The sequence below is a fragment of the Acidisphaera sp. S103 genome (assembly GCF_009765975.1).
Taxonomy (GTDB): Bacteria; Pseudomonadota; Alphaproteobacteria; order Acetobacterales; family Acetobacteraceae; genus Rhodopila.
In genome coordinates this window covers 230288-251153 of sequence record NZ_LMUJ01000063.1, presented here as the reverse complement: position 1 = coordinate 251153, position 20866 = coordinate 230288, and the positions used below count along the sequence as shown (strand labels likewise).

The 20866-nt window shown below is 66.6% G+C and carries 15 protein-coding genes; 6 read left to right on the top strand and 9 right to left on the bottom strand.

All coding sequences use genetic code 11. The features are described 5' to 3' along the window. The first annotated feature begins 58 nt into the window (after positions 1-58). A complete protein-coding gene (locus GSQ89_RS21920) occupies positions 59-511 on the top strand; it encodes an OsmC family protein (protein WP_158929187.1) in 453 nt (150 codons plus the stop codon). A 259-nt stretch (positions 512-770) separates the two neighbouring features. Here GSQ89_RS21920 and GSQ89_RS21915 read toward each other — a convergent pair whose 3' ends face one another. The 3 genes from GSQ89_RS21915 to dctP are packed head-to-tail and all read right to left on the bottom strand — an operon-like array spanning position 771 to position 3653. Further along, positions 771-2051, bottom strand: a complete 1281-nt coding sequence (locus GSQ89_RS21915; protein WP_158929185.1) for a TRAP transporter large permease — start codon at positions 2049-2051, stop codon at positions 771-773. Between the two features lie 4 nt (positions 2052-2055). Then, positions 2056-2616, bottom strand: coding sequence for a TRAP transporter small permease (locus GSQ89_RS21910; protein ID WP_158929183.1), 561 nt, complete (start codon positions 2614-2616; stop codon positions 2056-2058). A 2-nt stretch (positions 2617-2618) separates the two neighbouring features. Further along, entirely contained in the window at positions 2619-3653 is a 1035-nt protein-coding gene (dctP, locus tag GSQ89_RS21905) for a TRAP transporter substrate-binding protein DctP (protein WP_158929181.1), read from the bottom strand. Positions 3654-4246: 593 nt separating this feature from the next. Between dctP and GSQ89_RS21895 the strand changes: the two genes are divergently transcribed. Further along, positions 4247-9319 (top strand): diguanylate cyclase, encoded by a 5073-nt coding sequence (locus GSQ89_RS21895; RefSeq protein ID WP_158929177.1) that lies wholly within the window; start codon positions 4247-4249, stop codon positions 9317-9319. Positions 9320-9410: 91 nt separating this feature from the next. Here the strand turns inward: GSQ89_RS21895 and GSQ89_RS21890 are convergent, their stop codons facing one another. The 3 genes from GSQ89_RS21890 to secD are packed head-to-tail and all read right to left on the bottom strand — an operon-like array spanning position 9411 to position 13013. Further along, positions 9411-10448, bottom strand: coding sequence for a tripartite tricarboxylate transporter substrate binding protein (locus GSQ89_RS21890; protein WP_158929175.1), 1038 nt, complete (start codon positions 10446-10448; stop codon positions 9411-9413). Beyond that, entirely contained in the window at positions 10445-11419 is a 975-nt protein-coding gene (gene secF / locus GSQ89_RS21885; protein ID WP_158929173.1) for a protein translocase subunit SecF, read from the bottom strand. Before secF ends, GSQ89_RS21890 begins: the two co-directional genes overlap by 4 nt. Before the next feature lie 10 nt (positions 11420-11429). Further along, positions 11430-13013, bottom strand: a complete 1584-nt coding sequence (secD, locus tag GSQ89_RS21880; protein ID WP_174254909.1) for a protein translocase subunit SecD — start codon at positions 13011-13013, stop codon at positions 11430-11432. 257 nt (positions 13014-13270) lie between these two features. On the opposite strand from secD, the gene GSQ89_RS21875 reads away from it, so the two are divergent. From GSQ89_RS21875 to GSQ89_RS21860, 4 genes are all read left to right on the top strand, one after another. Further along, positions 13271-14257, top strand: a complete 987-nt coding sequence (locus GSQ89_RS21875; RefSeq protein ID WP_158929171.1) for a cytochrome c oxidase assembly protein — start codon at positions 13271-13273, stop codon at positions 14255-14257. Next, a complete protein-coding gene (locus GSQ89_RS21870) occupies positions 14238-14681 on the top strand; it encodes a copper chaperone PCu(A)C (protein ID WP_158929169.1) in 444 nt (147 codons plus the stop codon). The genes GSQ89_RS21875 and GSQ89_RS21870 overlap by 20 nt, the downstream gene beginning before the upstream one ends. Continuing rightward, entirely contained in the window at positions 14678-15328 is a 651-nt protein-coding gene (locus GSQ89_RS21865; protein ID WP_158929167.1) for an SCO family protein, read from the top strand. The genes GSQ89_RS21870 and GSQ89_RS21865 overlap by 4 nt, the downstream gene beginning before the upstream one ends. A 112-nt stretch (positions 15329-15440) precedes the next feature. After that, the gene (locus tag GSQ89_RS21860; RefSeq protein WP_158929165.1) at positions 15441-16751 is read left to right on the top strand and encodes an MFS transporter; all 1311 of its coding nucleotides are present in this window, start codon (positions 15441-15443) and stop codon (positions 16749-16751) included. Positions 16752-16841: 90 nt separating this feature from the next. On the opposite strand, the gene GSQ89_RS21855 is transcribed toward GSQ89_RS21860, so the two are convergent. The 3 genes from GSQ89_RS21855 to GSQ89_RS21845 all read right to left on the bottom strand — a co-directional run bounded on the left by GSQ89_RS21855 (position 16842) and on the right by GSQ89_RS21845 (position 20670). Further along, a complete protein-coding gene (locus GSQ89_RS21855) occupies positions 16842-17870 on the bottom strand; it encodes an amidohydrolase family protein (protein WP_158929163.1) in 1029 nt (342 codons plus the stop codon). Positions 17871-17933: 63 nt separating this feature from the next. Continuing rightward, complete coding sequence (locus GSQ89_RS21850; protein ID WP_158929161.1) at positions 17934-19163, bottom strand: DUF3500 domain-containing protein; 1230 nt, start codon at positions 19161-19163, stop codon at positions 17934-17936. Positions 19164-19482: 319 nt separating this feature from the next. Next, positions 19483-20670, bottom strand: coding sequence for an iron-containing alcohol dehydrogenase (locus tag GSQ89_RS21845; protein ID WP_216856312.1), 1188 nt, complete (start codon positions 20668-20670; stop codon positions 19483-19485). Between the last annotated feature and the right edge of the window lie 196 nt (positions 20671-20866).

Sequence of the window (20866 nt, the reverse complement as noted above, 5' to 3'; positions counted from 1 at the left end):
GGGCATATCCCGCCTCCGTCTTGACGACGGTGGTTTGGCGCCGGGAGGGTGGAGAGCGATGGCAACCTATACTGCGGACGTCGATTGGAAGTTGGCCGACGGCGAAGACTTTGCCAAAGGCCGCTATAGCCGAGGCCACACCCTGAGCTTTGACGGTGGTACGGTCGTTCCCGCCTCTGCGTCACCGCACGTTGTCGGCAAGTGGGCCGTGAAAGCAGCCGTTGACCCGGAGGAGATGCTCGTCGCCGCCCTGTCGAACTGCCATATGCTGTCGTTCCTGCACGTGGCCCGACTCGCAGGATTCACCGTCGCTGCCTATCGTGACCATGCGAAGGGCGTGATGGAAGAAATTGCGCCGGGGAAGCACGCCGTGACGAAGGTTGCCCTGCATCCCCGGATCGAGTGGGTAGGCGAAGCTCCGCAACAGACGAAGCTGGAGCAGATGCATCATGAAGCTCACGAGGCTTGCTTCATTGCGAACTCCGTCAAGACGCAGGTGACGGTGAACTAGCTTTTCCGTCCACCAGCCGCGTACCCCGAACCTGTCGGGACTGGCCCACGAGTGAAACAGCAGCATATTTTTAAAAACCGTTCGGAATCCTGGCTCAACCGCAAAGAGAAACCTTTGCGGTCAGTCCGAAGTTGGAAGCCGTACAACGTGATCGTATTTCCCATGCCACGCCGCACGAGGCGGGCGCAGGTTTGGTGAAAATCTGGATCTTTGGCCGCCCCCGGCGAAAGGGGCAATGATCAGGACGGAGTTCCGACCGTCAGTGACCATAGACCAAATTCGGCAGCCACATCGTCAGTGCCGGCACATAGGTGATGATCCCCAACACGATCAGCAGCAGGATCAGGAACGGCAGGATCCCCCGGATCACCTCGCCGATCGGCGCGTCGGAGATGGTGGACAGCACATACAGGTTCAGGCCGACCGGTGGGTGGATCAGCGCGATCTCCATGTTATGCGTGAATATGATGGAGAAATGCACCGGGTCGACGCCCAGCGGGATCAGCGCCGGGGCCAGGATGGGGATCACCAGCAGCAGCGCCGCGACCACTTCCAGGAAGCAGCCCAGGATCAGCAGCAGCACGTTCATCGTCAGCAGGAACGCCCAGGTCGGCAGGTTGTGCGCCAGCACCCATTCCACCAGCTTCGCCGGCGCGCCCGATTCGGTCATCCAATGGCCGAACGCCAGGGCGCTCGCGACGATCAGCATAATGGTGCCGGCGCTGCGCAGCGCATCGGCGATGACCGATACGGTCTGCGAGACACGGAAGCCGCGATAAAAGATCAGGCTGACCAGCAGGGCCGCGACGGCGGCGAGCGCGGCGGCCTCGGTCACCGTGACGATACCGCCATAGATGCCGACCAGCACGACAACGGGAACCGCCAGCGCCGGCAGTGCTCGTGCCGTCACACGCAGCCGGTCGCCGACGGGCAGCGCCGCCTCTTTCGGGAAGTTCCGCCGGCGCGCATCGTACCAGACCCACGCAAAGAACGCGCTGGCTTGCAGCAGGCCGGGCAGGATGCCGGCCAGGAACAGCCGGGGCACCGATTGTTCGGCCACGATGCCGTATAGGATCAGCGCCAGGCTGGGCGGGATGACGATGCCGATGGTGCCGGACGCGCCGATCACGCCCAGGGCGAAACTGCGCGGGTAGCCTTTCTCGATCATCGCCGGCAGCAGGATGGTGCCCATCGCCAGCGCGGTGGCGACGGACGACCCGCAGATCGCCGCGAACAGCGTGCAGGCCACCACCGTCACCAGCCCCAGCGAGCCCCGGATGCCGCCCAGCCACGCGGCCGAGACATCCACCAGCGCCTTGGCCACGCCGCCCTGGCGCATGAACGCCGCCGCCATGACGAACAGCGGCAGCGACATCAGCGTCGAGGAGTTCAACTGGTCGACGATCACCTGCGCCACGCCGATCATCGGCTGGCCGGAGACGCCGTACAGCACCGCGGCACAACTGCCCAGCACCAGGAAAATCGGCATGCCGGCAGCCAGCAGGCCGAAGAACATCACCAGGAAAAGAAAAGGCCACATCGGATCAGCGGTTCGCCAGGTCGGAGAGATTGGCCGGCAACTCGTGATCCGCGATATGGTGCCCGACCGTCATCGTCTTCGGATCGAAAACGAACAGGTAACGAAACAGCCGGATCAGGTAGCGCACACCCATCAGCACGCCGCCGGCGGGCAACGCGCTGTAGTAGATCCACATCGGGAACTGCAGTCCGCTGGAGCTGCGTTCGTCCAGCAGCATCGACGTATCGACGATCTGCCAGCCGTACCAGATCATGCCGGCACAGAAGATCAGCGCCACGATGCAGTTGAACGCCTCCAGCCAACGCTGCCCGCCGGGTGGCACCAGGCGCAGCACCAGGTCGGGCCGCACATGGCCGTCGGTGCGGACCAACTGGCTGGAGATGATCATCACGCCCCAGACGACCAGATAGACGATCACCTCCTCGCCCCAGGAAATCGCATAGGCGGGGAAGAAATAGCGTCCCAGGACCTGCACGAGGCCAAGCGCCATGGCGAGCAAGCCAAGGACGCCGGCCAGCGTGCGCTCGATCGTGTCCCAGATCGTGTCGGGGCGTACCGCGGCCATGGTCAGGCGGTGCCGTTCACGGAATCCTCGGTCAGCTTGACCACCTCGGGCGACAGCTTGGCAGCGCTGATCAGGCTGGCGACGTCGGCCTGCTGCGCCTTGCGGGCGGCATCAAGGATCGACTGCGCCGGATCGGTGAAGATCACGCCGTTCTTTTCCATCGTCTTGCGCGCCTCCAACTGCAGGGCGGCGGAATGGGTGCGGTAGGTGCCGATGTTGGCCGCCCACAGCGAGATCATCGTCTTCTGGATGTCGGGCGTCAGCTTGGCCCAGAACGCGCCGTTCATCATCGGCATGTACTGACCGACATACTGATGGTCCTGGTACGAATACTTGACCCCGGCTTCCCACAGTTTCGCGCTGGAGCAGCTTTCGTTGGTGGAAACGAACCCGTCGAACGTGCCCTGCGACAGTGCCAGCGGCACATTCGGCCACGCGGTGACGTTGGGGATGCCACCGAAGAAATTGATCCGCCAGCTGATTCCCGCGCCGCCCGGGCTGCGGATTTTCAGGCCCTTGATGTCGGCCGAGGTGTTAAGCGGCTTCTTGGTCGTGTACCAGTTCTGGAAGCCCAGATCGAGCCACGGCCCCAGGATCTTCACCCGCAGCTTGGTTTCCAGTTGCTTTTCGATCAGGGCGCCGGGCTTGCCGTCCGAGGCATGCTCCGTCGTTTCGATCGGGCGGCCGTAGAACGCGGGAAGCTGGCAGAAGTCGCAATCGGGCACGATGCCGGTCTGCGTCCAGTTGCCGGGACATGCCATGTCCACCTGGCCCTGCAGCAGCGCCTTGGCGACGTTAAGATCGGCAAACAACTGACCGGACGGAAAGATTTCACTAGTGACCTTGCCGCCGGTCGCGGCTTCGACCTTCTGCAGGTAGTCGGCGATGGAAATGTTGCGGACGTGGGACGGCGCGGTATCCAGCGAGCAGCGAATCTTGATCGGCGCCTCGCCCCGCGCGTGGCGCAGAACCCCGAACGTTCCAGCCATCGCAACAGCCGACCGACCAAGCGCTCGGCGAGACAGGGTTTGCCGCATCAGATTACCTTTCTTTGGACGCCCCTCAAGCGGGGAGCGCGGACTGATGGCGGGTCGGAACCCCTGCGTCAAGGGTTTGTGTTGATTTGAGAATAGTCAAGCATCGGGGCTTCGGCGGCCAGCCTCGCCCGACGATCGGCGATCCGCGTCGCGGTCGCGGCCGGCCCGCGATGTGCCGGCACGACTTCGCGCGACAGGCCGGCTTTCACCGCCACCGCGACCAGGCGGCGACAGCGCCACTTCGCCATAAAAACCAAAATATCCAGCACGAACTACCAATAGTTGCAAGTTCAGCGACAAATCAACTACACCTGCGCCAGCCTTTTCGTGGATCGCTCCCCGTCCTGCCTCGACTTAAGAATTTGTTAACCTTTTGTTAGCGTTTTGCTGGCACGTCACATACACCCTAGCCTAGCGGCCGGATTATCCCGGCGCGGAGCCAAGCCGATGTTTTCGACAACCGGCGTCGAGACCGCACCGGATCGTCCCGGAACCGCCTATTCGGCCACCGCCCCTTCGGCAGTTGGGCGGAATGCAGCCCGCACGCCCTCCGCGCGGCCGGCCAAGTGCCACTTCACCTGGGCCAAGGTGGCATGACCGTCCCGCTCCAACTGGACGGCGACAACCTGCACGCCGGCATCGAGGCGCGCGAGATCGTCCACGAAAGCGATCACAGCCTGGTCTATCGTGGCTACCTGCCCGGGCTGGAACGGGCGGTGGTCCGCAAGCGGCCACTGGGACCGGACGCCGCTGCCCGGCTGTTGCACGAACGACGGCTTCTCGAACGCCTCGCAGGGATCGAGGGTATACCGGTGCTGGCCGCGGCGGCACCCGACGACGGAACGCTGACCTTCGAGGACGAAGGCGCCATAGCGCTGCACACGCTGTGTGCCGGCGGATCCTTCGCTCCGGCGGACGTCACGGCGATCGGCCTCGGCCTGGCGCGCATCCTTGCCGCGATCCACCGGCGCGGTGTGCTCCACAAGGATATCAACCCGAGCAACATCCTGCTGCAGGGGGTGACGCGGCAGCCGGTGCTGATCGACTTCGACCTGGCCACGACGTTCGCCGAGGAACGTCCAGGCTTCACCCACCACAGCGAAATCACCGGAACGCTGGGTTATATCGCACCTGAACAGACCGGGCGGATGGGACGTCCGGTTGACCACCGTACCGACCTGTATGCCCTTGGCGTCACGCTGTATGAACTGGCCACCGGCGGACTGCCATTCCGGACCGACGACCCGTTGAAGGTGATCTGCGACCATCTCGCGACCGTGCCGTTGCCTCCCATCGCCATCGATCCGGCAATCCCGGCCGGACTGTCCGATATCGTCATGCGTCTGTTGGAGAAGGAGCCGGATCGCCGCTACCAGAGCGCCGAGGGCCTGGCGCACGACCTGACGCGCCTGCGTGCCGCGCTGGCGGGCGGCGAGGATGGGTCGTTTCCGCTGTGCGAGCGCGATTTCCCGCGGCAATTGACGACCCCGCGGCTGATCGGGCGCGAACAGGAAACCGAGGCCATGCGCCGAGCCTTCGAGGCGGCGGTCCGAGGCGGCGGCGGCATCCTGGTGGCCGGCGCGCCCGGCGTCGGCAAGACGGCCCTGATCGAGGAACTGCGCCCGATCGTCACCGCCCGGTTCGGCTGGTTCGTCTCCGGCAAGGTGGACCAGTTCCGCCATGACACGGCGTCCGGCCCGGTCACCCAGGCGGTTCGCGGCCTGGGCCGCATGCTGCTGGCGGAATCGCCGGCCGAGGTTGCCGCGCTGCGTGCCCGTATCATGGCGGCCGTCGGCGACAACGCCGGCATGGCGGCCGCCTTCGCGCCGGAGTTTCCGGCCCTGCTGGGGCCGCAGCCACCGATGCCGCCGACCGATTCCGTCACCGCCCGCGCCAGGGGGGTCGCGTTCACCCTGGCGCTGCTGGGCGTGATCGCTTCGCCGGCTCGGCCGGTGGCGATCATCCTCGATGACCTGCAATGGGCCGATCCGGTCAGCATCGAGATTTTCGAGGCCATGCTGATCCAAAATATTCCCGGACTGTTCGCGATCGGCGCCTACCGTCCGGCGGAAGTCGGAGCCGGCCATCCGCTCGCCCAGTTGATCGCCCGCCAGGATCCGGAACAGGGGGTGCTGCAACTGGCCAACCTGCCGCCCGCCGATGTCTCCACCCTGCTGGGCGAAATGCTGCGCCTGACGCCGACCGATGCCACGCGGCTGGCTGCCTCGATCGGCGCGCAGACCGGCGGCAATCCGTTCGACACCATGGAACTGGTGAATGCGCTGCGCCGCGACGGCTTGCTGACGCAGGGCAACGCCGGCTGGGAATGGGACGACGCCGCCATCCGCTGGCACACCGATCGCGCGGACGCGGTGACCCTGCTGACCGACCGGATCGCCAGCCTGCCGGAACCCGCGCCGTCGGTCGTCGCGACGATGGCCTGCCTGGGCGGCGAGGTCGAGCTCGGGGTGCTGGACGCGGCAAGCGGCCTGGACAGTTTCGCGGTGCGCGAGGCGCTGATGGCACCGCTGGAGGAAGGGCTTCTGGTCTGGTCGTCCAACAACACGGTGCAGTCGGCGGGTGCCGGCGAAACCGTGCGGTTCCGCCACGACCGGGTCCACCAGGCCGCGTACGACGGCCTCGATCCCGATCGGCGGGCCGACCTTCACCTCGCCATCGCACGGCGCCTGGCGCTGGTGCCGGCGCATGTGGGGAAAGCAGCCGAACAATACCTGCCGATCGCCGGCCGTGTACGGGACACGGCCGAACGGCGGCTTGCGGTCGGACTGTTCCGCAAGGCCGCCGCCGCGGCGCGCTTTTCGTCCGTCTACTCCGCCGCCGAACGCCTGCTGGCCGCCGCGGTGGAGCTGCTGGAGCCTATGGCGAGCGGGACCGACCCGCCTGTGGCGGCGGCTGGGGACGACCAGGCATTGCTGCTGGACCTTCGCATCGGCCTGCACCAGGCCCTGTGCTGCCTCGGCCGGCAGGGCGAGGCGGACGGGGTTTATGCCGCCCTGGCGCCGGCCTGCGACGACCCGCTGATGCTGGTGGAGCCGACCCGGCTGCAGATCTCCGGCCTCGCCAACCGTAACCGCCACCAGGAGGCACTGGCGCTCGGCTTCGGATTGCTCGCACGACTCGGCCTGACGTCGGACGCGTATGCGACGCAGGCCGAGGCGGATCGGCGGATGGACGCGTTCCGGGCCTGGGCCGACGGCGACATGGAAAGGGATGCGCACCGGCCCGACATGACGGACCCGTCGATGCGCGCGGCGGCCCGCCTGATGAGCGTCATGATGGCGCCGGCCTTCTACTCCGACTTCGCGACCCACATGCGGCTGGCCATGCTCGGCCAACAGCTCTGGGTCGAGCACGGGCCATGCGGGCCGCTGGCGGGCATCCTGTCGTGCTCCGCGATCGAGACGATCCGGCAGCGCCAGGACTACCGCACCGGCCAACGGGTCATCCGCCACGTCCTGTCACTGGCCGAAGCGGGGCATCACGAGCCCGCCACGTCCCAGGTGCGCCATATGCTTGCACGCACCGCGCTGCATTGGTTCGACGACCTCGACACGGTCGCGGAGCAGGCCGGTCGGGCGCGATTGGGCCTGCTGCACGGCGGGGAACTGCAAATCGCCAGCTTCACCTACTACACGACGTTGACCGTGCTGCTGGAAACCGCGCCGGATCTCGGCCGCTGCGAGACGGAGGCGGACGTCGCACTGGCATTCGCGGCGCGCACCGGAAATCAGCAGGCGGCGGCGACCTTCGTGACGTTCCGTCAGGTGGCCCGGGCGCTGCGCGGCCAGACCGCATCGCCCGGTGGCCTCTACGACGATACGTTCGATGAGACAGGGCATCTGGCCGCCCTCGACGCCAATGCGATGGCCACCGCCTACCTGCACATCTATCGCGCCCTCACGGCGGCCTTGTTCGATGACGGCGACGCCCTGGCGCACCATGCCGCCACCGCGATGGATTTGCGGCCGTACATGGAAAGCCTTTACCCCATGGTGCTGACGCACCTGCTGTGGGGACTTGCCGTCGCCCGCCGGCTGCGTGCCGCCGACGCGCCGGACCGGGCCGCGTTGCGCGCCGAATTCGACGCCAACCGGACATGGCTGGCCCAGCGCGCGGCCGACGCACCGGGCAACTACCTGCATCTTGTGCATCTGCTCGACGCCGAACTGGCCTGGGCGAACGGCGACTACTGGGCGGCGCAGTGCGCCTTCGATGCCGGCATCACCGTGGCCCGACGCGTCCAGCGTCCCTGGCACCAGGCCCTGCTGACCGAACGGGCGGCGATGCTGCATCTGGAACAGGGGCTGACCCAGACCGGGCAGCCGCTGATGGCCGCGGCATACGGCCTGTACAAGGCCTGGGGCGCCGAGGCCAAGCTGGCCCAGCTTCAGGCCCGTCATGGCACCAGGCTGAGCGCATCGGTTCGGACGGGCACTGCCCGCACCAGTCAATCGCGCGGCACCGGCGGCGGCCTGACCGCGGACACGATCGACCTGATGGGCATCCTGCGGGCCTCGCAGGCGCTGAGTTCCGAAACCGTGCTGGATCGCCTGCACGCCCGGGTCAGCGAAACCCTCAGTGCGCTGACCGGCGCGACCAACGTCCAGATCGTCCTGCACGACCAGGAGAGCGACGGTTGGTATCTGCCGCCGGTGTCCGGTGCGTCCTCCGCCGACGTGATGGCGGTCGCCGAGGCCGGGTGGCGCCGCCTGCTGCCGCTTTCGGTGTTCCACTACGTCCAGCACAGCGCCGAGACACTGATCGTCGAGGACGCCATCCGCGACGATCGCTTCGCCCGGGACGTGTATTTCACTGGCGCCGACCGCTGCTCGCTGCTGGCCGTGCCGATCCGCAAGCAGGGCGTGTCGCGGGCCATCCTGCTGCTGGAAAACCGGCTGAGTCGCGGCGCCTTTTCCGCCAACCGGCTCGATGCGGTGACGCTGATCGCCGGACAGCTCTCGGTGTCGCTCGACAACGCGCTGATGTACGCCTCGCTGGAACGCAACGTCGCCGAACGGACGCGGGAGCTGCGGGCGGCCAACCAGCGGCTGGAGGCGTTGAGCAACACCGACGCGCTGACCGGTCTGGTCAACCGGCGGCGTTTCATGGACGCGCTGGACGACGAATGGAAACGGGCGCTGCGCACCAGCGCCGGGCTCGCCATCGCCATGGTCGATGTCGATCATTTCAAGAAATACAACGACCACTATGGCCATGTCGCCGGCGATGCCTGCCTGCGCCAGGTGGCCACGGCGCTGCGCAGCAGCGTGCGCCAGGACGTCGATATCGTGGCGCGCTACGGCGGCGAGGAATTCGCCGTCATCATGCCCGGCGCCGACGCGGCGATGGTTCGGCTGGTGGCCGAACGCATGCACCAGACCGTCACCGACCTGAACGCACCGCACGCCCACTCGGACATCGGGCGGGTCAGCGTCAGCATCGGCACCGCGACATCGGCGCTGGCCTCCGTCATGACCGCGGAAGACCTTGTCCGCATCGCCGACGACGCGCTTTACGACGCCAAGGACAACGGCCGCGACCAGGTGTGCGAGGCCGATGGCGGTCGGCTCGCGTCACCCGACGGCCCCGACCGCCAGGCTGAGGGCGGCCGGAATCCACGCCTTTTCCAGGTGAAAACGGCATAGACCGCGGACCTGGGCGACTGTCCTTCCCGCGATTCGCGGGCCTGAGCAGTGCCGACAAGATGCTGGCGACCGGCCCGATCCTGCCCGGGCATTATCCCCGGGACGACGACAGCCAGGGATTGGTCTCCCACAACTTCGCCAGTTCCGCCTGTTCGGTCCGCATCTGCTTCAGCCAGTCCGGCCCATCGTGCCAGGACGCGTAGGTGCCGTTTGCCTCCACCTGGTCGCGGAACGCATCGTCCCGCACCACTGCGCGCATCGCCTCGGCAAGGGGCGCGACCAGCTCCGGCGGCGTTCCCGCCGGCACCGCGATGCCGCGGCGGATGAAGGCGGCCAGCGGAATGCCGCCCTCGTCCAGGATGGGGGCATCGGGCAGCAGGCCGAACCGGCGCCCCGCGGCAATGCCGATGGCGGTCAGGTCGGCGTCGCGCACATCGCCGATCACCGCCGACAGACCCAGCGCGGCGGCCGAGACATTGCCGGCCAGCACCGCCTGGCGAGCGGCGGCGGCGGACGGAAAGGTGACGATGTTCAACTGGGTCTGTGCCAGCACCTGCAGCCGCATCGCCGCCAGATGCGGCGGACTGCCGGCCGGCGGGGTGCCCAGCGGCACCGCGTCGGCGTCGTCGGCGGCCCTGCGGATAATGTCCTGGACGGAATCCGCCGGATCGGCCGAGGGCGAGACGAAAGCGATCGGTTCGTGCTCGACCTCGCCGATCATGCGGATGCATTCGCCCAGCGACGGATCGCCGCGATCGATGATGCGGGCCGCCAGGGTGGGTGTCACCACCCAGCCGATGGTCGCGCCGTCGGGCGCCGCCGCACCCAGGGCGGCGAGCATCGTGCGGCCGGCCTCCCCCGGAAGGTAGCGCGGACGGATGTCGAACGCCGGCAGATGCGGCGCGAGGAACGTCACGAAGTCACGGGCCGCCTTGTCGGGCACCGACCCTTCGGAAAACCCCAGCAACAGAGTGATCGGGCGCTTCGGCTGATCCGCCCCGGCGGCCATGGGCGCCAGCGTCGCAGCGGTGGAGGCGGACAGGCCGGCCAGCAGATCCCGCCGGCGCAACCCGGCCGGACACCCAAGCCGGCGAAAGCCGGCCGGATACCCACGCCGGCGCACGGTCACCGCCGCGGCGCCGCCACGGGCTTGCTGGCGGTCGCCGGCGTGGGCGGAGCGACGGATTCGCGGCGCAAGCGATGCTCGCCCAGGAACAGCAGGATCGGCGCGGCGATGAAAATCGACGACGACGTGCCGACGACAATGCCGAACAGCATCACCCAGGCGAAGCCGCTGATCGACTCGCCGCCGAACAGCGCCAGCGGCAGGCTGGCCAGGAACACCGTCATCGACGTGCCCAGAGTGCGGTTCAGCGTCTCATTGATCGACAGGTCGATCAGCTCCCGCAGCGGCATCGACTTGTACTTGCGCAGATTCTCACGCACCCGGTCATAGACGACCACCTTGTCGTTGGTGGAATAGCCCAGCACGGTCAGGATCGCGGCGACCATCACCAGGTCGAAATCGAGGCGGGTCAGTGCGAGGAAGCCGATGGCCTTGGTGATATCCAGCACCAGGGTCACCACGGCGCCGACGGCGAACTGCCATTCGAACCGGAACCAGATATAGACCAGGATCATCAGCAGGCTGATGCCCAGCGCGAGCAGCCCGTTGCGGAACAGTTCGGCCGACACGCTGGCACCCACCACGTCGGTACGCTCGATAGTGGCGCCGGGCACGCCTTTCTCCAGGGCCGTCTTGACGTGGGCGGCGGCGGCCTGGGTGCCCTGTTCGGAGGACTGGGTGCCGAGACGGATCAGCACCTCGGATGGATCGCCGAAGCTTTGCACACCCTGGTCGGGGATATGGTCGGCGGCCAGCGCGGCATGGATCTGGGCGAAATTGGCCGGGCCCTGGGTGTGGACCTCCATCACCACGCCGCCGGAGAAGTCGATGCCCAGGTTCAGGCCGGGATAGAAGAACATGACGATCGACGCCGTGGACAGGATCGCCGAGACGATCAGGCCCATGTAGCGGCCGCGCATGAACTTGATGCGGGTGCCGTCGGGAACGATGCGGAAGCGGGGTTTGATGAACATTCGAAAACCCTCAGACCGGCAGCAATTTCGGCCGCGTGGTGATATACCAGCGGGACACCAGCAGCCGGGTCAGCATCCAGGCGGTGAACAGCGACGTGGCGATGCCGACGGTGATGGTGACGGCAAACCCCTTGACCGGGCCGGAGCCGAACACGAACAGCATGACGTGCGCCAGGAACGCCGTCGCATTACTATCAAAAATGGTACTATAGGCTCGGCTGAACCCGTGTTCCAGCGCTGCCAGAGGGGGACGGCCGAGCCTTTGTTCCTCACGGATGCGTTCGTTGATCAGGATGTTGGCGTCCACCGCCATGCCCAGGGTCAGCAGGATGCCGGCCATGCCGGGCAGCGTCAGCGTGGCCTGCAGCATCGACATGATGCCCAGCATCAGGAACAGGTTGACCACCAGGGCGAGGTTCGCGAACCAGCCGAACAGCCCGTAGAAAAACGCCATGAAGAAGATGACGAACAGGAAGCCGGCGACCAGCGAGATCGCCCCGGCCCGGATGCTGGCGGCACCCAGTTCGGGGCCGACCGATCGTTCCTCCACCACCGTCAGCGGGGCAGGCAAGGCACCGGCACGCAGCAGCACCGAAAGATCGTTGGCGGACTGGGCGTTGAAAGTCCCGCTGATCTGACCGCGGCCGCCGGTGATCGCCTCGCGGATGACGGGGGCGGAGATCACCTTGTCATCCAGCACGATGGCGAAGCGGTGGTTGACGTTCGCCCGGCTGACATCGGCGAAACGGCGGGCGCCGATGGAATTGAAGGTGAAGTTGACCACCCACTCGCCGGTGTCGGGATTGGTGCCGGCACGGGCGTCGGTCAGGTCCGCGCCATCGACATCGATGCGCTTGCGGACGGCGATCTTCTCCTTCGCGTTGTCCTGCATCGGCAGGTAGTCATCGCCCGGCGGCGGCGGGCCGCCGGCGTTGGCGGTCGCGGTGGCGGCCTCATCGACCAGCCGGAACGTCATGTGCGCGGTCTTGCCAATCAATTGCTTGATGCGGTCCGGATCGCCGATGCCGGGAAGCTGCACCACGATGCGGCTTTCGCCCTGGCGGGTGATCTCCGGATCGACCACGCCGGTTTGGTCGATGCGGCGGCGGATGATCTCGATCGACTGGTCCACCGCGCCGGCCGCGCGGGCCGCGAGCGCAGGCGCCGACAGGGTCAGGGTGATGGTGCCGCTGGGATCGGAGGCGATGACCATGTCCGGCTGGCCGGTGGTGACATCGGGGCTGATCAGCGGCCGCAACGCGGCGACCGCGGCATCGGTCTTGGTGGCGTCGCGCAGCTTCAGCAGCACCCGGTTCTGGTCGGCCTGCGGCTCCAGCGTCTGGTAGAAGATCTGGCCGCCGCGCAGTGACTGGCGGATGCTGTCGGCCAGGCTGTCCAGCCGTTCCTTCACCACCGCCTTCATATCGACCTCCAGCAGCAGATAGCTGCCGCCGCGCAGGTCGAGACCCAGGTGAACGGTGCGCCACGGCATCCAGGCGGCCGGGGCGGAGAACAGATTCGGCACACCCAGGAGTACCCCAAGCAGGCAGACGCCCAGGATGAGCGTGGTCTTCATGCGGCTGAAATACATCATGGTCTTACGCGCGGGGCTCCTGGACACCGTGCCGTCCGTTCGGCGGCGGTCCTAATGCGCTGGGGCCGGTGCGATTGTCCAGTGCGTGGTTGTCCGATGCACAATTGTCAGATGCGCGGTTGCCCGACGTGCCGGCGGCGCACTCTTTGTTCTCGCCACGACGGTCCGTCAAGGCCGGCGCGTGATCCGGATCGCATCGGCAACCCTTAAGCCGCTTGTAACTTGTCAGCGGCCGCCGCCAATCCGATGCGTTGCCCGTGAGCACGCAACAACGCACCATCGCCGCCACGCTCGATCCGTCGGCGCTGCTGGCCGGCTTCGTCGTGGCGGTGGGCGCCGTGCTGTGGTGGGGCAGCGCGACCTACCCGGCCGAGATGCCGGCCATCGCGCCGTGGGATTTCTCCTGGATCGAGTATCTGGGGATCGTTTTGCCGCTGGCCTGGTACCTGCGCGGCCTGGTGCTGACCGAACCGGCGGCTCGGCCGCACTGGCTGCGGCGGACGTCCTTCCTGATTGGCATCGGCCTGATCTACGGCGCGATGCAGACCCATTTCGTCTACCTGTCGCAGCACATGTTCTTCCTGAACCGGTTGCAGCACCTGGGGATGCACCATCTTGGTCCGTTCCTGATCGCGCTGGCCTGGCCCGGCGAGACCATCGGCCGCGGCATGCCGGATGTGGTGGGGCGATGGGTGCGTGCGCGGTGGATCCAGCGCGTGCTGCGCGTCGTGCAGACCCCGGTCGTCGCCGGCGTGCTGTTCGTCGGGCTGGTGTGGTTCTGGCTGCTGCCGAATGTGCATTTGCACGCGATGATCTCGCCGGTGCTTTACATGACGATGAACCTCAGCATGGTGATCGACGGGCTGCTGTTCTGGTTCTTCATCCTCGACCCGCGCCCTGCCCCGCCGGCCCGGCATTCCTACCCGGTGCGGCTGGCGACCTGCATCCTGGTCATTTTCCCGCAGATTCTCCTCGGCTCCCGGCTCACGTTCGGGATGACGGCGATGTATTCGTACTACGACCTGTGTGGCCGGCTGTTTCCCTCGGTCAGCGCGCTGACGGACCAGCATCTGGGTGGCCTTGTCGTCTGGATTCCATCATCGATGATGAGTTCAGTTGCGTTCATGCTGATGATGAACAACATCCGGCTACAGGAGGACCGCCAATGCGGCGGGAACAGCAAAGATGACATCGAGTTCGCACCCGGAAACCGCGTTTCGTCGCATGGCTGGACGGGCCGCTAGCGCCCTGCTGGTCGCCCTGGCCGTGGCGCCTCCGGCGGCCTGGGCCGCATCGCCCGACGTGGCGGTGACCGGGGGCCGGATGCAGGTCCTGCTGCCGTCACGGCCGGCGGCGGGTTACTTCACCCTGGAGAACCGGGGCGACACGCCCCTGGCGCTGTCCGGTGCCAGCGCGCCCGACTGCCAATCGCTGATGCTGCACCAGTCGACCGAGACCGGCGGCATGGCTCGTATGGCCATGGTCGACTCGGTGCCGGTTCCGCCGCACGGCAGCATCAGATTCTCGCCGGGCGGCTATCACCTGATGTGCATGCAGCCGACCGGCATCCTGCTGACCCATAAGGGCACCGAGGCCGTGACGCTGCACTTCGCCGATGGCGGTTCGGTCAGCGCGCCGTTCGCCATCCAGGGGGTCGGAACGCGATGACCGGCGCGCTGCATCGGCGCCAGGCGCTTGGGCTGCTGGCCGCGGCGCTGCCATTGTCGGCCGCCCGAGCCGATGATGGGGGGTGGCACGATATCGATGTGACGGGGACCTCGCCGTCGCTGGATTTCACCATGATGGCGACGCCCGACGGCCAGACCGTGTTCCAGAACAACTACGTGGGCTACGTGACGATGCTGTATTTCGGCTACACGTTCTGCCCCGACGTGTGTCCGCTGACGATGCAGAACGTGGCGGCGGCGCTGGCCAAGACCGGCAAGGCGGTGAAGGACATCCGTTTCCTGTTCGTCACCGTCGATCCGAAGCGTGACACGATTCCGGTGCTGAAGGCCTATGTCGGCCTGTTCGGACCCGAATTCGTCGGCCTGCGCGGCGACGCGGACCAGTTGGCGCTGCTGACGAAGCGGTTTCGCGTCGCCTACTCGGTGACGCCGTCGCCCGACCCGGCGAAATACGAGGTCATCCACGGTTCCGCCATCTACGTCTTCGACCGGGGGTTGAACGCCAGGCTGCTGGTGCCGTCCATGGCAACGAAGACGCCGGATATCGACGGGCTGGCCGCCGATCTGGTGCGATTGGTGAATGAGCGGCCGTCGTCATGGTTCGGATGGTTGCGCGGGATCGTGTAGGGGTTCCGCGGCGGGACGCTCGAATCGCGCTTGACTTGTGTTAAAGGCATGATCGCGCCAGTCCAGGCGCCCGATGCCGGAAAACCGGCACGGCATCCGCAGGAGGAAACGCATGCCGCCAACGACCTCTGCCGCCCCGCCCGAGGCTGGCGCCGCGCACGCCGGGCACTACCGGTGGTGGATCATCGGACTGCTGTTCGTCATCACCACCATCAACTACATGGACCGCAACCTGCTGGGTGTGCTGAAGCCCACCATCCAGGGCGACCTGCATTTCACCGAGACCGACTACGGCAACATCGTCTTCGCCTTCAGCATGGCCTACGCGGCCGGCTATGCCAGCATGGGCGCGTTCAGCGACAAGGTGGGCATCCGCATCGGCCTGGCGGTCGCGGCGATCATCTGGTGCGCGGCTTCCGCGGCTCATGGGCTGGTCACCTCGGTCGGCGGCTTCGTCGCGGCGCGCATCGCGCTGGGGATCGGTGAAGGCGGCAACTTCCCCACTTGCGTCAAATCCGTCGCGGCGTGGTTTCCGGTGCGGGACAGGGCGTTGGCCACCGGCATCTTCAACTCGGGCAGTAACGTCGGTGGCCTGCTGGCGCCGCTGATCGCGGCGTTCGTGACGGTGAACTGGGGTTGGCAGGCGGCGTTCTACGTGACCGGTTTGGTGGGCTTCATCTGGGTGGCGTTCTGGCTGGTGATGTACCGGGCACCGGAAGAGCATCCGAAGGTCAATGCCGCCGAACTGGCGTATATCGAGAGCGATCCGGAGGTGCCTCGCAAGCACATTCCCTGGGCCATGCTGCTGCGCTATCCGGGCACCTGGGTCTATATCGTCGGTGCCATCCTGACCAATCCGGTCTGGTGGTTCTACAACAACTGGGTACCGAGCTTCCTGTTCTCCAAGTTCCATGTGAATTTGTTGGCGCTGGGGCTGCCGCTGGTGGTGATCTACCTGATGACCGATGTCGGGTCGATCGGCGGCGGGATGCTGTCGGGGCGGCTGATCAAATCCGGGTTCGAGGTGTTCACGGCTCGGAAACTGGCGCTGCTGGCGTGTGCGTGCTGTACGTTGCCGGTGTTCCTGGCGCCGATGATGGACTCGATCTGGGAGTCGACGCTGCTGATCGGGTTGGCGATGGCGGCGCACCAGGGGTTCTCGGCCAATCTGTTCACACTGGTGTCCGATACGCTGCCGAAGAGCGCCGTGGCCGGTGCGGTGGGGTTGGGTGGCGGCATCAGTTCGATCATCGCCGGGTTCTCGGCGGCGGTGGTGGGGCGGGTGCTGGACGCCACGCATAACAACTACACGCTGGTGTTCTTCGTGGGGGCTGGTGCTTACGTGGTGGCGACGTTGTGCATCCACCTGATCCTGCCGAAGAACCGGGCCGACCTGATCAGCGGGATGGCGCCGGCGGAGTAGCCGGGCGTTACGTCGTCCTGCCGATAATGGCCCGGGAACGGGCCATTATCGTTGGCTTGCGGCGTGCTTCCGCCCCCTGCGGACGGCCTCTCAGGCGGCGGCTTTCTCCCGTTCCCCTGCCCTCACGACCCGAGCCATCATCGCCGTGGCGTTCCGGTGCAGGATCTGCTCGCGCGCATCCTCGCCGATCTGCGCGTCCGCCAGCGCCTTCCGCGTCCAATCGACGCCGAAGGCGCTGCCATCGGTGCCGCACACGATGCGTTCGGCACCGTAAAGGCTGACCGCCGCTTCGATCGCGCGCGGACCGAATGAGTTGCAGTCGACGAACACCTTCGCCTTGCGGAAGCGCGAGGACGGCAGTTCCTCATCCGGCGTATCGAGCAGGCTGCGATGGTCCATCCGCTCGACTTCGTAGGGGATGTTGCCGCCCAGATTGTGCACCTGGATCGTTACGTCGGGATATGGCGCCAGGAAGTCCGTCAGGCACAGCGTGACCATCACCGACGACAGGCTGGCCTGCATGTCCAGCGTGCCGTTGCGCCGGCGGGCGTTGTCCGTGCCGCCGCCGACCTTGGGGAAAGCGTCACCCGGCCGGGGACCGTGGTGAATGAACAGCACCGCATGGTGCCGGTTGGCGACCTCGAGCAACGGGCGCGCCGCTTCGGCGTCATCGCGGGTAAGAAACAAGTTGCCCGGGATCTGCGCGCCGATCATGCCCGGCAGCGCCAGCACCCGCTCCAATTCCGCCGCAGCGGCGGTCATGTCGGTCAGCGGCAGCGCGGCGAACGCGGCGAAGCGGCCGGGATGTTCCTGGCAGATCGCCGAAAGCTGGTCATTGACCCGCCGGCACAGCGGCCCCGCCACGTCCATCGGCTGCGCCTCGATCCAGCAGAACCCACCAACCAGCGACAGCACGCTGATTTCGACGCCCTGGCGGTCCATGCGGGTCAGATGAACATCGACGTCATCGAACGCAGTGGCCAGCGCCTCTTCGCCCATCCGAGGCATTTTCAGCACCTCGACACCGTCCGCGTTGCGCAGGATGCGCGGCTCCTTGGTGCGGGCACGCAGGGCATCGGCGACTTCGGCGGGCTTCCAGTGAGCATGCATGTCGATCATGGCGGTTTCCTTTACTTGCTTTTCGTTAGCCTAACCCCACAGCGGCCAAACCCCAAATCGCCGTCATTCCAACCCTCGCCGATGCGGCGTATGCGGGTGCGAGTGGTCGTGCTGCTCGTAATGCTGCCGCAACAGGTCCCGGCCGTAGTCGTTGCCGTTCGGTGTGCGCACCAAAGTGTGGATGTGGTTATGCGATGGTTCGTCGTTGTCGAGCGCAATGCCGCGCTGATGGTCGAACTCGATCAGGATGACCGGGCTGTGGATACGGTAGTAGAACGGACTGGCGGCGTCGCAGGCGCCCATCCAGGCGAACCACGTCTCGTGCAGATGCGCCTTTACTTCGTCCAGCCTGATTTCGGCATGACCGGGCCGGATGCGCCCCACATACGCGCTGACCAGTTCGACCAGCATTGCCTGCTGGTCCGGGGTCAGGCTGTCGTAGCGGATACCCTGGTAGTTCAGCGTCAGGTTGTCGCGGAAGGCGGCGGCGAACACCTCCGTCGGCAGATCGGTGCCGATGGTGGCCTGCTGCCGCTGCGCCGGCGACAACGCCTGCATCAGTGCGAAGCCTTTCGCCTCCTCGTCCTCGAACACGCGCGTGCCGGCATACTGGCCCGAGGCGGCGAACACCGGTTCCGACCCCATGAAGTTCGGCGTCAGCACGATCTGGTCGCCGAGGGCGAAACAGTTGATGATCAGGTGGTGGCCGTCGATCTGCCAGCCCCAGGGCTGATCCTCGGACGGCGTGCCGAAGATGCTGAGCCAGTAATACCACTCGCCGTATTCCTCGGACCGGCCCGTCAGCTCCCTGATGTGCTCGTTCAGCTTCATGACGCTGCGGGCGGTGGTAAAGCCACTGGCGCTGAGGGTTTCGCGCACCAGCGCCAAAGCGGCGGCGCGCTGCGTCTCGCCCAGGTCGTTCAGGCAGACGCCGTGACGCATCAGATACGGGTGGATGTTGGACCATGCGCGCCAGGCTTCACTGTCGGGCGGAAACTGGGCGGTCTCACGTTCGGCGGTGGACAGCGCGGCGAGGAAACCGTCGGCCGCGGCGATCATCGGCGCGAGGGAGATCCCGGTGCGATGCAGCGGAAACAGGCCGGATTGCGATCCGCCTTCCGCGGTGACACCCGTGAACGCCTCGGCGATGGCTTCCTTGCCGCGGGCGAAAACCTCCTGCAGGCGCGGCGGCAAGGTTGGATCGAGGTATCCCGCGGCGCCGATGCGCCGGTCTCGCGGCCGCATGTTCAGGCCAGCCGTCCGGTCACCGGTATGATGTGCATGATCCGCCATTGGGGCCTCCCGCCTGGTTTCTGGTTCGGCATCGCCGAGGACCGGGTTTGTGGCGGTCAGGATAACACAACCGGCACATACTGGCACGGTGCAACGCGCGTCATATCAAGCGCGCCGTTTCCGCGTTGCGCGGGGTTCGCCCCAAAGGGCATCAGGATAGCAATGGCGGGCAGAAAGGTCTGGCTGGCCGGTCACACGTTCACTGTCATGGCCGGCCATGACGGATAAGCCGCAGTCGATCCGGCTCAATAGTTCTCAGTCCACCGGCGCCGGACGGTGAGCCATCAGCAGGGGTTCCTTCACAGCCTCGTCCCCTGCCCTACCGGTTGGCTGCCGCGCCGATCCAAACTTCCCGGTACAGCCCTACGATTTCCGCCGCCGTCGGCACGCGCGGGTTGTTCCCCGGACTGCCCGACGCCAGCGCCTGTTCGGCCATCAGCGCCATCTTTCCGGTCCACGCTGCCTCATCGATCCCGTATGCCGCCGGCGTCGGCACCGACAGGTCGCGGTTCAGCGCCTCCAGCCCGGTGATCAGCTTTGCCGCCGCCGTCGCGTCCCCGTCCGCCAGCGCCGCGAAACCGATGCGCCGGGATGCCTCGGCATACCGCGCCTCCGCCCCGGGCACCGAGAACCGGGTGATCGCCGGCAGCAGCATCGCGTTCGACAGCCCATGCGGCACGTGGAAATGCGCGCCGATCGGCCGCGACATCCCATGCACCAGCGCGACCGAACTGTTGGAGAACGCCAACCCGGCCTCGGAGGCACCCAGCATCATGGCCTCGCGGGCGGCGGCGTTGCGCGGTTCGGCGTAGGCGGTGCGGATGTTGGCGCCGATCAGCGTCATTGCCGACAGCGCCAGCGCATCCGACAGCGGATTGGCGCGCTTCGACACATAGGCCTCCAGCGCATGGGTCAAACTGTCCACGCCGGTGTCCGCGGTCGTCCGGGGCGGCACCGAGTATGTCAGTTCGTAGTCCACCAGGGCCGCCAGCGGCAGCGCCCCCAGCCCCGCGATCAGCATCTTCTCATCCCGCTCGGTATCCGTAATGACCGTGAAGCGGGTGCATTCGCTGCCTGTCCCGGCGGTGGTGGGAATGGCGATAATGGGCAGCGCGCCCTTGTCGGCGGCGAACGGCGCCTTGTAGTCGCGCATCTTGCCGCCGCCAGCCGCCAGGATCGCCATCGCCTTGGCGGTGTCGATGGGCGATCCGCCACCGAAACCGATCAGGCAGTCGAAGTCGCCTTTGTTCAGTTCGACGACGCCGGCCTCGATCACCGTGTCGGTCGGGTCAGGCACGGTGTCGCTGAAGACCGAGACAGCCAGGCCTGCCGCCGCCAGGGGATCCAGGCAATTGCGGACGTGGCCGGAGCTGACCATGAACGGATCGGTGACGACCAGGGGCCTGCTCAGGCCGAACTTCGCCAGCACCTCGGCAACCTGGCGAACCGCGCCGGCAGACACCAGCAACAGGCGTGGGGACGCGAAATTCATGTTGATAGCGGTCATTGCGGTTCCTCCTGGCTTATGGCGGTGGTTTAGCGCAGGCGGCCGGCGGCGTCACGGTGGCAAGGGATGCCGCCAGGGATGCCTATAAAATGCGATAATTGCTGGACAAACAGACACAGGACGTAGCACAAGCGTCACGATCCAGTGACGGCATCTGCCAGAATGGCAAGGGCGGCACGACTTGAGTGGCCGGTGG